The sequence below is a fragment of the Enterobacter sp. BNK-34 genome, from assembly GCF_048684445.1.
GTDB lineage: Bacteria > Pseudomonadota > Gammaproteobacteria > Enterobacterales > Enterobacteriaceae > Enterobacter > Enterobacter pseudoroggenkampii.
The window spans coordinates 37,796-51,217 of the sequence record NZ_JBLQUA010000002.1; the positions used below are offsets into that span (position 1 = coordinate 37,796).

The 13,422-nt window shown below is 50.3% G+C and carries 14 protein-coding genes and 1 pseudogene; 5 read left to right on the top strand and 10 right to left on the bottom strand.

What is annotated here, in order from left to right:
• Positions 1–94: 94 nt before the first annotated feature.
• Positions 95–416 (bottom strand): annotated as a pseudogene (locus ACMGG5_RS24030) (Tn3 family transposase); the annotation flags it as partial.
• Between the two features lie 26 nt (positions 417–442).
• Positions 443–1,195 (bottom strand): alpha/beta hydrolase family protein, encoded by a 753-nt coding sequence (locus tag ACMGG5_RS24035; RefSeq protein WP_004729622.1) that lies wholly within the window; start codon positions 1,193–1,195, stop codon positions 443–445.
• A gap of 241 nt (positions 1,196–1,436) precedes the next feature.
• Here ACMGG5_RS24035 and ACMGG5_RS24040 point away from each other — a divergent pair, with 241 nt between their 5' ends.
• A complete protein-coding gene (locus ACMGG5_RS24040; RefSeq protein WP_126488678.1) occupies positions 1,437–2,309 on the top strand; it encodes a DMT family transporter in 873 nt (290 codons plus the stop codon).
• A 130-nt stretch (positions 2,310–2,439) separates the two neighbouring features.
• Positions 2,440–3,663, top strand: coding sequence for a MalY/PatB family protein (locus ACMGG5_RS24045; protein ID WP_214580419.1), 1,224 nt, complete (start codon positions 2,440–2,442; stop codon positions 3,661–3,663).
• A 185-nt stretch (positions 3,664–3,848) separates the two neighbouring features.
• Here the strand turns inward: ACMGG5_RS24045 and ACMGG5_RS24050 are convergent, their stop codons facing one another.
• From ACMGG5_RS24050 to ACMGG5_RS24060, 3 genes are all read right to left on the bottom strand, one after another.
• Positions 3,849–4,622, bottom strand: a complete 774-nt coding sequence (locus ACMGG5_RS24050; protein WP_004729618.1) for an SDR family NAD(P)-dependent oxidoreductase — start codon at positions 4,620–4,622, stop codon at positions 3,849–3,851.
• 65 nt (positions 4,623–4,687) lie between these two features.
• Positions 4,688–5,389 (bottom strand): DsbA family oxidoreductase, encoded by a 702-nt coding sequence (locus tag ACMGG5_RS24055; protein ID WP_126488682.1) that lies wholly within the window; start codon positions 5,387–5,389, stop codon positions 4,688–4,690.
• 64 nt (positions 5,390–5,453) lie between these two features.
• On the bottom strand, positions 5,454–6,560 hold the full coding sequence (locus tag ACMGG5_RS24060; protein WP_126488733.1) for an alkene reductase: 1,107 nt from the start codon (positions 6,558–6,560) through the stop codon (positions 5,454–5,456).
• Positions 6,561–6,930: 370 nt separating this feature from the next.
• On the opposite strand from ACMGG5_RS24060, the gene ACMGG5_RS24065 reads away from it, so the two are divergent.
• The gene (locus ACMGG5_RS24065; protein ID WP_126488684.1) at positions 6,931–7,494 is read left to right on the top strand and encodes a YbhB/YbcL family Raf kinase inhibitor-like protein; all 564 of its coding nucleotides are present in this window, start codon (positions 6,931–6,933) and stop codon (positions 7,492–7,494) included.
• Here ACMGG5_RS24065 and ACMGG5_RS24070 read toward each other — a convergent pair.
• Positions 7,478–8,323: a helix-turn-helix transcriptional regulator gene (locus ACMGG5_RS24070; RefSeq protein ID WP_045334643.1), complete on the bottom strand. Its 846-nt coding sequence runs from the start codon at positions 8,321–8,323 to the stop codon at positions 7,478–7,480. The genes ACMGG5_RS24065 and ACMGG5_RS24070 overlap by 17 nt on opposite strands.
• A 288-nt stretch (positions 8,324–8,611) precedes the next feature.
• On the opposite strand from ACMGG5_RS24070, the gene ACMGG5_RS24075 reads away from it, so the two are divergent.
• On the top strand, positions 8,612–8,941 hold the full coding sequence (locus ACMGG5_RS24075; RefSeq protein ID WP_126488735.1) for a thioredoxin family protein: 330 nt from the start codon (positions 8,612–8,614) through the stop codon (positions 8,939–8,941).
• Between the two features lie 121 nt (positions 8,942–9,062).
• Here the strand turns inward: ACMGG5_RS24075 and ACMGG5_RS24080 are convergent, their stop codons facing one another.
• Positions 9,063–10,382: a 6-phospho-beta-glucosidase gene (locus ACMGG5_RS24080; RefSeq protein WP_007374388.1), complete on the bottom strand. Its 1,320-nt coding sequence runs from the start codon at positions 10,380–10,382 to the stop codon at positions 9,063–9,065.
• Between the two features lie 141 nt (positions 10,383–10,523).
• Between ACMGG5_RS24080 and ACMGG5_RS24085 the strand changes: the two genes are divergently transcribed.
• Positions 10,524–11,426, top strand: coding sequence for a LysR substrate-binding domain-containing protein (locus ACMGG5_RS24085; RefSeq protein ID WP_045334639.1), 903 nt, complete (start codon positions 10,524–10,526; stop codon positions 11,424–11,426).
• Between the two features lie 130 nt (positions 11,427–11,556).
• Here the strand turns inward: ACMGG5_RS24085 and ACMGG5_RS24090 are convergent, their stop codons facing one another.
• The 3 genes from ACMGG5_RS24090 to ACMGG5_RS24100 all read right to left on the bottom strand — a co-directional run bounded on the left by ACMGG5_RS24090 (position 11,557) and on the right by ACMGG5_RS24100 (position 13,222).
• Positions 11,557–11,895 (bottom strand): carboxymuconolactone decarboxylase family protein, encoded by a 339-nt coding sequence (locus tag ACMGG5_RS24090; protein ID WP_007374386.1) that lies wholly within the window; start codon positions 11,893–11,895, stop codon positions 11,557–11,559.
• A 16-nt stretch (positions 11,896–11,911) separates the two neighbouring features.
• On the bottom strand, positions 11,912–12,481 hold the full coding sequence (locus ACMGG5_RS24095; RefSeq protein ID WP_042936984.1) for a TetR/AcrR family transcriptional regulator: 570 nt from the start codon (positions 12,479–12,481) through the stop codon (positions 11,912–11,914).
• A 183-nt stretch (positions 12,482–12,664) separates the two neighbouring features.
• Positions 12,665–13,222, bottom strand: a complete 558-nt coding sequence (locus ACMGG5_RS24100; protein WP_007374384.1) for an OsmC family protein — start codon at positions 13,220–13,222, stop codon at positions 12,665–12,667.
• Between the last annotated feature and the right edge of the window lie 200 nt (positions 13,223–13,422).

The following is a 13,422-nucleotide window of genomic DNA, read 5'->3' on the forward strand; positions in this document are numbered from 1 at the left end:
GTGGAGAACGTCGCTTCATACGGGACCACGGGATCAGAATGGGGTCCGCTTGGAAAACGGAAATTATCCCACGCTAAGACTATATTTTGTACAGCAGTGGAGAAGGATGAGAGACCAGCAGTTCATTAACAGGGACTCCTTTTTGCTTAAGCGGCTCAATGGTTCTTTCTATATAAACCGTATTCCAGAGTATTGTCGCCGCCGTATGTAGTGTCAGCCCGGTGGGGCGGTAACTCTGATCCTCCCGCCCCCAGATCCCTGATTTCACTCAGCCGGTGCATAAAGGATACTCGCGCAAGGGCATTACGGGCCTCACCCTTATTCAGCCCCGCCTGTATGCATCGGTCTAAGCCTTTATCGCGAAATCAGTCCAGCATAAACAGCGTCCGATCTCTGCAGAAAATCTCACTCAGCGCTACGAGTTTGAATGCATTTACTCTGTTTAAAGGTAACATTCGCTCCACGATATAATGATATCGGCAACGTATTCAGCATCCTGAGCATGTGTCAGAAGGTGATCAGCCTTACCCAGGGAAATGAAACTCTTGGGATGCTTAGCTGCTTTGAATATTTTCTCAGCCTGCTCAATTAACACGGTATCATCTTCAGTCGCATGAAAAATCAGCAGAGGCTTGTTCATTGCGAACACCTTATGAGCGATTTTGTGTTCCTGAATATTGTCCAGCATCTGTTTCTTTAACGTAAATACCCGCCCGGCCAGCTCAACGGGATAGGCTCCATGCTGGTTAATGTTTTCAACATCATCCTTAAAAAGACGTTTTACGTGTGTCAGTTCTCCGGGTGATCCTATGGTGACAACGGCCTTTGCCTCAGGAACTTCGCCGGCGATAGACAGGATGGCCGATCCCCCCAGGCTATGGCCGATGAGCAAAGAAGGTGCTTCGTACTGTCGGCGGAGATAATCTACCGCGCAAAGCAGGTCCGAAATATTGGATGAGAAGTTGGTGTTGGAAAAATCCCCTTCGCTGTTTCCCAGACCAGTAAAATCAAACCGGAGAACGGCGATAGCATTCTCTGTCAGTTTCCGCGCAATACGCGCCGCGCCTTTGAGGTCTTTGCCACACGTAAAACAATGAGCTAACAGCGCAAACGCTTTTGGATTTTCAGGAAGTTCAAGCAATCCGGCCAGTTCTTCACCCGCCGCATTTTTGAACGTAAATTTTAGTTTTTTCATAGGATATTCCGGGCCTTAAACTGATGTCATATGTTTGATCGCAGGAGAAAAATAATCTTCTGCTCTGCATCTGGCATAACGCGTTTTCCTTCCTTTACTGGGGATGTGAAACAGAATTCATTCCGAATGCCTGTCCTCACCTTCCAGTTTGAAAACTGATTATTGCTTCCTGTTCGGTGATCACTTACGCTATGCTACCAACTAGATGGTAGTTTACAAGACTTTTGTGAGGACTTCTCGAATGGCCAGGTGCGCGCTCATTCTTAAAATATCACTGGCAATGCTGGCATTTGCAGCAAACTCCATACTGTGTCGTCTGGCCCTGCAGGGAGGCCACATTGATCCCCTTTCATTCAGCAGCCTCAGGCTCGCCAGTGGTGCATTCGTCCTGTCCCCCTTCCTGTTTTTTCATGCCAGGACCACATTATCGCTGTGGCGTCCGCTGAGCGGATTTTACCTCATGGTGTATGCGGTGCTGTTCTCTGTCGCCTATATCCATCTCGATACCGGGGCTGGTGCGCTGTTACTTTTTGGTGCCGTACAGTTTGCGATGGTGATCCACGGATTATTTAAAGGAGAATCACTCTCCGCTATGCGGGCTTGCGGTTTAGTTCTGGCTCTGACGGGAATTGCTGCCCTGCTGTTACCCGGGACGAAGGCACCGCCGCTTTACAGTGCACTTATGATGATCGTTTCCGGATTAGCCTGGGCCGCCTATTCCGTCAGAGGGAGGGTGGGCCAGGCTGCCGGGGCTTCAACGGCGGCTAATTTTATTCTCGCAGCACCGATGGCTCTCGCTCTTACGTTGCTGTTTATGAAGCAGGGTCACTCTGATGCTGCAGGCATTGCTTTGTCATTGCTGTCCGGTGCCGTCGCCTCAGCCGGTGCCTATGTATTGTGGTATACCCTTTTACCCTCCCTCGGCTCTATTACCGCCAGTACCCTTCAGCTCAGCGTTCCCTGCCTGGCAATGCTAGGGGGGGTGGTATTCCTGGGTGAATCACTGACGGTCAGAACGATATTTTCTGCCCTGGCGGTGCTGGCGGGCATCGTGATGGTGACACGCGAGAAATCCCCCCGTCAGCCGATGGCAAAGGCGAGAAAACCTCAATAACGCAATTAATTCATGCAGTTGTAATGATTCTCTTATGTTAATCACACGAGCCAGTTTTCCCGCTCCGGCATCAGACTGACAGGAATACTGAGGTCGACGTTTCAGACTACACCTAAGGCAGGTTCATGAAATGAAATATGATTTTGATGAGTACGTAAGCAGAGAGAAAACAGACAGTCTGACCGTGGACGGCTGGAGGGAATACCTGTTTGCGGGGCAATCCGAATTTGCAATGAGGTATCCGGCAGAAGGATTAATCAACCTGTGGGTTGCTGACATGGCTTTTGCCACACCAGCGCCGATTCTTCAGGCCATCAGAGACCGTCTGGATAGAAAAATACTCGGCTACACTAAAATCTACGACGAAGAATACTATGACATCTTTGGCAACTGGTGTGAGCGACAATATGGTCACCGTTTCAAAACGGAAGACATTGTGCTGTCTCCGGGCATTATTCCCGCGCTGAACCGTCTCGTCCCGCTTCTGACCGATAAGGATGACAGTATTCTTATTATGACGCCTTCATATGGCCCGTTTAAAAAGGCGGGTGAATACAGTCAGCGTCGCGTGGTGTACTCGGCGTTAAAAAAATCAGCAGGTGGCTGGGAACCTGACTGGGAAGACTTTGCACGCAAAGCCAGTCAGGCCGATTTACGTGTGAAAATTCTTTTCCTGTGTAATCCGCATAACCCGACCGGACGAGTCTGGCGGCCTGATGAACTTAAGCGGATTATTGAAATTTGCCTGGCCAATGACATCTGGGTGATATCTGACGAAATTCACTGCGACCTGTCACGAAGTGGTATCGGTCATACACCGGCCGCTTCTCTTTTCCCTGATTCTACACGCATTATTACCTGCATGTCCTCGAGTAAAACATTCAATCTGGCCGGGAATTTGTTGGCAAATATCATTATTCCGGATCCCGGTGTCAGAAGCGAGTGGCGTCTCAGACACGACGAGTTCATCTCTCCACTGAGCCTGGCAGCAAACAAAGCGGCGTGGAGTGAATGTGATGACTGGCTTGTCCATCTGAGGGAATATATTGACGGCAATTTCCAGTACCTGCACGACTATCTCAAAAGCTATTTACCCGAAACCAGGTTCTCGATCCCCGAAGGGACATATCTGGCCTGGATAGATATTAGCCGCTACCTGCCCGACACCGCGGGTGAGGATTTATCGCTGTATTTTGCCCGGGAGTCAGGGGTCCTTCTTGAAGGGGGCTTGCTGTTTGTCGACAATGGGGACGGATATATCCGGTTAAATCTGGCCTGCCCACGGAGTATGCTGACAGCAGGGATGAAAAGAATTTCACAGGTACTGCGGATACCGGCTCCTCATCGTGTATAACCCCTTTCTCTCTGGCCGTTTTGTCCTGTCAGGATGTCGTCAGAACCCGGCATAACACCCTGTGCCGGGAACACAAAAGGCACGGATGAACAGGTCGTGAATATCCTGAGTGAAGCCTGCTGATGACATGTCTGGCGACAAAAAAATGCCGCCCTTAAGGGGCGGCTTATGCCAGCGTCACGGGGTTATCGTCTGACCGCCATGATGCCCGCATCGACATCCCAGATAGCGCCCGTCACCCATGAGGTTTTGTCAGACAACAGGAAGAGAATAGTGTTTGCCACATCTTCGGCAGTTCCGACGCGTCCCAGCGGGTGGAAATCGTTCAGCGACTTCATAGCATCTGCGATATCCGCTTTGTCCATGAAGCCTTCGTATATCGGCGTATGAACAATCCCGGGAGACACCGCGTTGACACGAATACCCGCGCTGGCCAGCTCAATCGCCAGATTACGCGTCAGGGCATGCAGACCCGCTTTTGCCATTGAATAGGCCGAGGCCGGCGAGTCACCCAGTGCAGCCTGAGCACCAATCGAACCGACGTTGACGATAGACCCTTCGAGCTTCGCGGCGAGCATGTTCTTCACGACATCCTGCGTAATAAAGAACGTGGCGCGGTTCAGCGAAAGGTACATGTCATAATCGGCAAAGCTGTGCTCGGTAAATCCTTTGGGCATGAAGATCCCGGCGGCATTCACCATCAGGCTGATATCGCGATGGTGAGCATTAATTTCCTGACGGATAGTTTCCATACCTTCTTCGGTCATCAGGTTGGCCGCGATGACCGCAACCGGTCCCAGCGGGCTCAGCTCTTTTTGTACCGCTTCGGCTTTGTCTTTTTTATTCCCGGTCAGCACGACACTGCCGCCCGCTTCCAGTACCATGCGTGCCACGGCCAGGCCCATGCCGCTGGTACCGCCGACGACGAGCAGTTTTTTACCTTTGAAAAATGTGTTCATTTTCTGACTCCATTACTGGGGGGTAAGACGTTGCCGGCAGCGTGAAACTGCCGGCGGTTGACGGATTAAATACTGCAGCCATCCGTTCCGCAGGTCTGACCCGCAGTGGCTGAAAATTCGGTTTGCTGTTCATCCCAGACCTGACGCAGGGCATTCAAAAAGTTGTCTGCCCCCTGAGCCCCGCTGATGGCATATTTTTCGTTCATCACAAAAACCGGAACGCCGCTGAGGCCAATAGACTGTGCGTGGGCTTCATCGTCGGAAACGGTGGCGCGAAAATCGTCATTTTCCAGGGCGGCTTCAGCGTCAGCTTTCGGCATACCGGCTTCTACGGCCATGGCAACGAGCTGCTGACGGTCAAAGAGAGAGCGACCTTCGGTGATACTGCCATGATAAAAACGTTCTTCCACCGCGTCCGCAATTCCGGCCTTACGCGCGGCAACCAGCAGGGTGTGTGCATCTTCTGTATCACCAAACATCATGCCGTCGAAGTTGTAGATCAGACCTTCAGATTTACCGGCGGTGCCCACCTGATTCATCATCAGCTCCGCTGAATGCTGACTGCCCAGCTTTTTAACGATGGCATCCTTAAAAGGCATCGCGGGAGTACCACCGGCCAGACGGTAGCTGTGATGGCGGATCACCACCTGGTCGCGAAATTCAAAGCGATTCAGACCCTGTTCAAATCTTTTTTTAGCAATCCAGCACCACGGGCAGACCAAATCTGACCAGATATCGATGGTAAGGGTGGGTTTCAGCGTTTGCATAATGATTCCTCAAAGACGTTGGGCGGTCGGGCTCACTTATCAGAGAACCGCGACCGTATGGGATTTATTGCGCCTGCCAGACCGGGTAATCGGTATAGCCTTTTTCCGGGGAACCACTGACGCCGTAGTAGGTGGTGCGGTCACTTTCTGCCAGCGGCCAGCCGTTTTGCATTCTTTCAACCAGATCCGGGTTAGCGATGTAGGGCACACCAAATGCCACCAGATCCAGCTCATCATCTTCCAGAGCCTGCTCTGCGATATCACGGGTAAAACCGCCGGCAGCAATGATGGTGCCTTTAAACGTGTTGCGAAAACGGCGACGGAAGCCTTCCGGAAGTGGCGCTTTGGTGTACACCGGCTGATAGTAAAGGTGTACGTAGGCCAGTTCCCGCTGACCGAGCGCGTCGGTGATGGCTGACCAGGTTTGCTCTTCACCTTCATACGGCGCGAGGTCATAAATGCGGCCAAACGGTGACAGGCGCACGGCAACGTGGCTGTTACCCACGGCTTCCGCCACGGCGTCAATGGTCTCCAGCAGGAAACGCTGACGATTTTCCACCGAGCCGCCGTATTCGTCGGTGCGGGTGTTCAGTTCGCTACTGAGGAACTGGTCAAAGATGAATCCGTTTGCCGCCATGATTTCCACGCCGTCAAAACCGGCTTCCATCGCCAGGCGTGCGGAGTGCACGAAGTCTGCCGTGATGCGTTTCACTTCATGCGTTTCCAGTGCGCGCGGCTGGCTTGGTACAACCGGGCCCGGTTCTCCGGATTCGGTCAGCGCAAAAACGGTGGTATTGACCGCCTGAACGGTGCCCGCTGAAACCGGTGCTATGTGACCTGGCTGAAGAGAGACGTGAGACATACGGCCCACATGCCACAACTGAGCAAAAATACGGCCGCCCTTCGCATGTACCGCATCGGTCACTTTGCGCCAGCCCTGAACGTGTGCAGCGTTGTAGATCCCCGGGGTATACAGATAGCCGCGCCCTTCTTCAGAAACGGGCATGCCTTCGGTGATAAGCAGCCCCGCAGAGGCGCGCTGGGCGTAGTAAAGTGCAACGACGTCATCCGGCACGTCGTTCATTGTGCGGGTGCGGGTCATCGGGGCCATGACCACGCGGTTTTTTAACTGCATGCCTGACAGATTGTAGGGGGTGAACAACTTACTCATCATGTACCTCGCAAGGCGAAAGAGAGAAAAGCCCCGCTGGGGCCGGAGTTAATACTTAGCGGGCCGGGGAGCTGACGATCGCTACCTGATGCCGGTTAAGCGCATGGTTGCACTATAACTACCTACTAGTTGATTGGTCAATAGGTAAAAGAACAAATCATGCTGTTCTTTTGTCACAGCAGACAGGCACCGGGAATACCGCGTAAGGTGAGCTGCCGTCGGCGAGATGGTCGTCATCCTGTGAAATCAGAGAATTACAAATATCATTTTTGGGCGTTATGGAGCTAAGACTGGCCGGTTCAGGGCGGCGCGGGCTCTTTCTCTCCTCTTATCATTCGGATATTAATCACCCCCCTATGGAGAAGAGTAAATGTCCAGACATCACCTTACAGTTATCAGTACATTATGCCTGGCGTTGTCGAGTCAGGTCGCTTTTGCAGCCGGTTTTACGCTGACAAGTCATGAGCTTGAAAAAAACCATTTCCCCGTGGCTCAAACCCTGAGTTCACCTTATGGATTTGGGTGCAGTGGTGGAAACCTTGCCCCCTCTTTTAACTGGAGTGGTGCGCCGGCAGGAACCCATAGCTTCGCTCTCAAAATCTATGATCGGGATGCGCCGACAGGCCTCGGTTGGATCCACTGGCAGGTGGTTAATATACCCTCATCGCTTCATTCGTTACCGGCGGGGATAACGGCGGATAACAAAAATCTCCCGCAAGGGGCTCTTCAGACCAGGACTGATTTCGGTATCCCGGGTTATGGCGGCCCTTGCCCGCCGAAGGGTGAAACGCACCGTTATGAGATCACGCTGACGGCACTTCGTGTCGACAAACTTCCGGGAATAACGGCGGACTCGACGCCCGCCCTGGTCGGCTTTATGACAAAAGCGAACTCACTGGGCGAAGCGCATCTTCAGATTACGCAGGGCCGCTAACCGCAGCCAGGTTGCCGATAGCCTGGCCGGAAACCCGGACCAGGCTGGGGCTGAATCCGAAGCGAGTTCGAAATCTGGCGGCGAACTTAGACGGATTTTCATAGCCGACTTCCAGGGATATGCGGGTGACTGAAAGATCGGTCACCTGCAAAAGTGTCAGGGCGCGGCACATGCGAATGTCAGTCACCAGATGGGTGAATGACGTATTTTCGGCATGCAGATGGCGTCTCAGGGTGGTGGCCGACATACCAAATGCAGCCGCTACCTGCGCAGTATTCCAGTCTTGTGATATGTCTGCTGCAACGAGTTTGCGGATTTTTATCGCCAGTCCGGTATGTTGTTTCAGCGCGAAGAAAATGCGGTATTCATCCAGCCAACTCAGCATCTCTTCCATACGCCTGGCCACGATACTTTCAGGTATGTTTTCAGTATCTGTAATGGCCTGTGCAGTGTGATAAAAGGCCTGGCGAAAACTGTTGCCTGGCTCCGCCATTTTATTTGCTTCGTGCATGCTCATACGTGGGGCATGCATGAAGCAGTAGTTTTGGACGAAATCGGCACAAAAACTCAGCCATGATGCTTCGTACGTACCCGTTAAAGGTGATGGTGTATTGATGATATCAAAAGAGTGCCCCTCCCCGATGACCACCGCGTCACCCGCTTCCAGCGTTATCTCCTCTTGCGCCCAGCGGATTATTTTCCTGCCATGGCGGACCAGGATTATTGTGGGTTCATCTATAGTGATATGGCGCATCATCAGGGGCTGCGTATGCAGCACATGCGCTGTACTCCCCACATTAATACGACTGGATAATGTTCTTTCCATCATCGCCTTACGAAAAGGAATAGGCCAGCCCTGTAGGCCGACACTTTATGGATGGGCTTGCTTTTTTATAAAGTAATCCCGATTTTACAATACGTCAGTTTTCTCATTCAGATGGAGTGAAATATCACAATTCTCAGCACGCCGTCCACATAAGATGACGCTTAACCATTGATAAAACATGGCATTGTCTTCGCTTAAGTACCTTTCAATTGATGATAGCTTTTTATGTTAATTAATTCTATCAACTGGTAGGTAGAATTGTTCACAAGTTACAACGTACAGGAGTGAATGATGCGTGAATTAGCCCTTTACAATGAAGATAATTTTAGAGAAATCGAGAGGTATGAAGGGGTTGCGGTGGTGCGCTTCTCTGCCCCCTGGTGCCCGCCTTGCCAGATGAGCGAAGACATTTTTAACCATTTTGCCGAGCAGACTGAAAGCGACGTCAAAGTCGGCAAAGTGAATGTGGATCTGGCACCGGTGCTGACCACCAAATATGAAATTTGGGGGCTGCCGTCCGTACTGATGTTCAAGGATGGGCAGTTGGTCCAGCGTATACCGGGTGTTAAATCGGCAGGGTTTTATCAGCAAGCATTGTCAGAGCTGAAAAAAGGGCAGTAATGCCTTTTTATCTATGTTTAAAAAAGTCTCTTAGCGGTCTGATGCATCATCGGCAAGCGGTTCCCCCTCGTTCAGAGTGATAACCGCTTTGTTATAAAATAACCGACCAGTCTGCTTAGCGTTATTTATTGCGCTGGAAGGCCGGCATCAACGCTTTGTTATGTTCGATCACTTCATCCAATGCATTTTCAAGCAGTTGACCGCTTTTGACCAGGGGATTAATAACCAAGGCGCGCCATGCCGTATACCGATTACCACTGATGGCTGCCTCAATGGTCAATTGCTCAAAGCTTTTCATCAGTTGAATCAGACGAAGTACATCTTCCGGGAAAGGTTCGACATTCAGTGGTATAGGTCCTGAACGGGTGATCATTGAACTGACCTCAACCGCACAGTCATCCGGCAGGCCCGCAATCGCACCATCGTTTCGCGTATTGACATGCATGATGATGCGTTTGTCGTTATATATTGCGCTCATCAATTCACATGCCGCATCCGAATAGTACTGCCCTCCCCGACCTTCCAGCGCTTTCGGTTTCTCGGCGAGTTCCGGGTTTCGATAAATTTCGAATAGTTCTCTTTCGAGCTCCTTTACGATCTCACCACGAGTCCCTTCCCCTTGTGCTTCGCCAAGCTCCTGACGGTACATGTCGTCGCTCATGTAGTAATAACGCAGGTAGGGGCAAGGTATCATTCCCATATTCGCCAACAACCGATCCGGCCATTTGAAAGGAGGAATATTTTTAGGCACCAACGGATCATTCCCCTCTGAAATCAGCTCAATAACCTGAGGCAGCTTATCCTTACCTTCATGAAAAATATGGCGCGCAAAAATGAAGTGATTAAGTCCCGCGACCTGCATGATAAATTCATTGATGTCACTGACACCTAAAGCACTGGCAATACCTTTTTGCATGATAACAGGCACATTGCACAGCCCTACGGTTTTGACTTTGCTGTATTTCAGTATCGCTTCAGTGACCATTCCCGACGGGTTGGTAAAGTTCAGCAACCAGGCATCCGGGCACAGTTGTTCCATTTCTTTCGCTATAGCCAATGCAATCGGGATAGTGCGGCATGCATTGGCAAACCCACCCAGCCCATTGGTTTCCTGACCGATCATGTCGTATTTCAGCGATATCCTTTCGTCGCTGATCCGTGCTTCCAGGCAACCGGCCCTGAACTGAGAACAAACAAAATCGGCACCGGGCAGTGCTTCTGTGCGGTCAAGGGTTTCATAAACCGGTATATCCAGCCCATTTTTTTCCAGCATCCGTCGGGTGAGGCCCGCAATGATCGCCATTTTTTCACGGCCATCCTCAATATCAACCAGCCATAACTCGCGGATCGGAAATTCATTTTGACGCTTGATAATGCCTTCCATCAGTTCAGGTGTGTAGCTTGAACCCGCTCCAATAACCACTAACTTAAGACCCTTCATTAGATATTCCCCTCATCGTTGTTGTCAGGACGTCTGTTGGGCCAATTAAAGAGGACAAGGGGCTTAGTGGACAAACGATCAATTCCGGGGTATGCATTACTGTAAATAATGCATAAGAAAAATTAAGAAGGAAAATAATGAATGCTCGCTCAACAGAACATACTGGCACTATTGCATACGTTTGAAACGGCAGCACTGCATATGAGCTTTACTAAGGCGGCGACAACCCTCAATCTGACACAAGGGGCCGTTAGCCAGCGCATTCGTTCTCTTGAATCCATGCTCGGATTCAGACTGTTTATCAGAATGACCAGAAAACTTCAATTGACCGATGAAGGGGAGCGTTTACTTGGCGTACTCGCGTTTTCACTTAAACGCATCAGTGATGAAATAGAAGATATTCGCGTGCAGGGGCTGAGAGGAACCTTGTCTGTCGGCCTTCCACCTACCTTCGCTTTTCTCTGGCTGATGCCACGCTTACCGGTATTTACCGAACGGTGGCCAGGGCTGAATATCAATTTCAGAGTGAGGGCCGGTCTGGTAGATTTTAATCTTGAACGGGTAGATGTCGCTATCTACTACAGTAATCTGAAATACCCCGATCTCTACTGCGAACGGTTATCTGAAGAGATGCTGGTTCCCGTCTGTATTCCATCTCTTGCAAAAAAAATCAGGCAAGCAAACCATTGGTTAGCTGAAGTCCCGTTCATTCATACCTCTGAATCCGTTGACTCCCAGAATGTTTTTTCAGAATGGCGAGAATGGTGCAGGGAGTCTGGCAAAAACCTGCCCGTTGAAGATAATTTTTTAAGCTTCAACAATTGTCAGATGTCGATTGAAGCGGCACTCAATGGCGGCGGTATCATCATGGGCAGAAAACGACTCATTCGACATTACCTCGATGAGGGCCGACTGGTCGCCCCTTTTGAAATAGAAATACCCGCCGGGCGAGGATATGACCTCATTATGCCACGAGAAAACCTTAACCGACCGGGCGTTCAGGCTTTGGCCGAATGGGTAAGAAATGTGTTTAACGAGAAATAAAGTCTGTTTTCGTTCTGAAAAGGTGCAATGAAAGCCATATCAGACCTAATGCCAGAGAGCATGATGACAATGTCTGTCAGAAGTGAAAAAAGGGCAGTCATGCCCTTTTATATTTTCAGCGCGATAACTATTACGCTTTCAGTTGCTTAATCGCATCCAGCGTACGTGCTGAATAGACAACTGCAGCGCCTGCATTCAGGTTGATCGCCACACCCAGGGCTTCAGCAATTTCTTCTTCTGTGGCGCCAGCTTTAACGGCAGCTTCGGCATGGACGGCGATGCAACCATCACAGCGAGTCGTCACCGCACATGCCAGTGCAATCAGTTCACGCACTTTCGCGCCCAGAAGGTTGGTCTTATTGCCGGCGTTGCCCAAAGCCATGACGCCTTTTAGCGTTTCCGGGGTCAGCTTACCCAGATCACCAACACGTTGCATCACTTCTGAGCGGTATTCATTCCAATCTAACATGGGGTCATCTCCAGAATTATTTTCTTTTAACAATCATTAGGATCTGTTCAAGCGTATCGTTGAAAAGCTCAGGCTTATTAATCGCCCGGGAAACAACGCTAGCGCCCTCGCATAAATTCAAAATAAGCAGCGCCATTTTTGATGGCGGCAAGTCAGCAGTCAGTTCCCCTGCATCAACGCCACGGCTGACAATTTTGGTCAACCAGGCAATCTGCATATCGAAATATTCGGTCGCCTGAACTCTGATATTCGGTGGCAGATTGGCCATTTCCGCAGACAAAGCACAGCACAGCGGCATACGCGACGTGCGATAGCTCTCGATGAAAAGCTCCACGTAAGCGGTAAGCATCTGCGCAACCGTATTCTCCGTCTTTTCAATCTGTTCAAATCGGTTTTTGGTATCGGTATGGGCCTGAATCACCACTTGTTCGCCCAAAACGTCTTTGGTTGGGAAGTGGTGATGAATACTGGCCTTAGTGATACCAATACTCTTTGACAAATCAGCATAGCTGAATGCAGAGTAACCCCGTTCGCGCATCAGATGGTCCGCTTCATTCAGAAGCCTTTCTCGTGTCATGACTGACATATAATCCTCACAATTATAATCTACTAGTTGGTAGATATTATCTGCGCCTGTTGTTCCCTGCAAGGGGACATCAGTTCACAACAGTAATTTAACCTTCTCTGATAACGCGTTTTGGTCGGAGTTAATAGCCATCAGGCAGTAGGGAAATGACAGTGTTCAGGCATTTCCCTCTCTGAGTTTTACCTACACCAACCGGGTATCAATACTGACCGGGTTCGCCAGGGTATCGTGGATCGGCGAGCTTTCTGGGAGAGCACGAACCATTTCTTCAAGCTGTTCACGGCTGGCGGTCGGACTGGAGAGCTTAACGCCAACACGGATCGCTTTCGCCCCGTTGCGAACTTTTTCGTCAAGACCCAGGAAACCGTTCAGATTAATGTCGAAATTCAGGTCAAGTTCAATACCATCAAGTTCAATGCCCTTTTCTGCCGCCATCACAGTCAGAGTCGCGGTATAACAACCGGCAAGTGCCTGCAAAATGTATTCAGCTGGGCCCATACCGCTATCAGTACCCGATAAATCAGCAGGTTCATCGCCAACATTAGCAAATTTTCCGGAGCGACTGGTATCAACCTTGCCGTTCTGGATAGTCGCATGAGTTTCCACTCGGACGGATACTCCACCGTTGGATTTACTCTTCATGTTAAAGGTGAGATTGCCCAGTTCTGGATGCTGGCGAATAGCTTCTCGTGTACCGCGAATAACATTAGCGTCAGCAAAAGGTTTTTTTAAATCAGTCATTTTAACTCCTGAGATACAGTGCGGATTTAATTAATGATTAATTGAAAATCAACCAATCAACTAGATGGTAGATTACACGCAGAAACAGGCGTTGTCTACTACATCCGGAGTGCTTATGAAATCCCTTCCGAATCTGAACGAAATACAGGTGTGTGCGGCCAAGAAGAGCTTGTTTTACTGGATATTGCGCAATGGAGGAT

Bases quoted from the DNA above. Each gene is read 5' to 3' on its own strand.
- ACMGG5_RS24095 (WP_042936984.1), bottom strand. From the start codon at position 12,481: ATGTCAGTCATGACACGAGAAAGGCTTCTGAATGAAGCGGACCATCTG.
- ACMGG5_RS24065 (WP_126488684.1), top strand. From the start codon at position 6,931: ATGTCCAGACATCACCTTACAGTTATCAGTACATTATGCCTGGCGTTG.
- ACMGG5_RS24080 (WP_007374388.1), bottom strand. From the start codon at position 10,382: ATGAAGGGTCTTAAGTTAGTGGTTATTGGAGCGGGTTCAAGCTACACA.
- ACMGG5_RS24050 (WP_004729618.1), bottom strand. From the start codon at position 4,622: ATGAACACATTTTTCAAAGGTAAAAAACTGCTCGTCGTCGGCGGTACC.
- ACMGG5_RS24070 (WP_045334643.1), bottom strand. From the start codon at position 8,323: ATGATGGAAAGAACATTATCCAGTCGTATTAATGTGGGGAGTACAGCG.
- ACMGG5_RS24035 (WP_004729622.1), bottom strand. From the start codon at position 1,195: ATGAAAAAACTAAAATTTACGTTCAAAAATGCGGCGGGTGAAGAACTG.
- ACMGG5_RS24060 (WP_126488733.1), bottom strand. From the start codon at position 6,560: ATGAGTAAGTTGTTCACCCCCTACAATCTGTCAGGCATGCAGTTAAAA.
- ACMGG5_RS24055 (WP_126488682.1), bottom strand. From the start codon at position 5,389: ATGCAAACGCTGAAACCCACCCTTACCATCGATATCTGGTCAGATTTG.
- ACMGG5_RS24090 (WP_007374386.1), bottom strand. From the start codon at position 11,895: ATGTTAGATTGGAATGAATACCGCTCAGAAGTGATGCAACGTGTTGGT.
- ACMGG5_RS24040 (WP_126488678.1), top strand. From the start codon at position 1,437: ATGGCCAGGTGCGCGCTCATTCTTAAAATATCACTGGCAATGCTGGCA.
- ACMGG5_RS24085 (WP_045334639.1), top strand. From the start codon at position 10,524: ATGCTCGCTCAACAGAACATACTGGCACTATTGCATACGTTTGAAACG.
- ACMGG5_RS24100 (WP_007374384.1), bottom strand. From the start codon at position 13,222: ATGACTGATTTAAAAAAACCTTTTGCTGACGCTAATGTTATTCGCGGT.
- ACMGG5_RS24075 (WP_126488735.1), top strand. From the start codon at position 8,612: ATGCGTGAATTAGCCCTTTACAATGAAGATAATTTTAGAGAAATCGAG.
- ACMGG5_RS24045 (WP_214580419.1), top strand. From the start codon at position 2,440: ATGAAATATGATTTTGATGAGTACGTAAGCAGAGAGAAAACAGACAGT.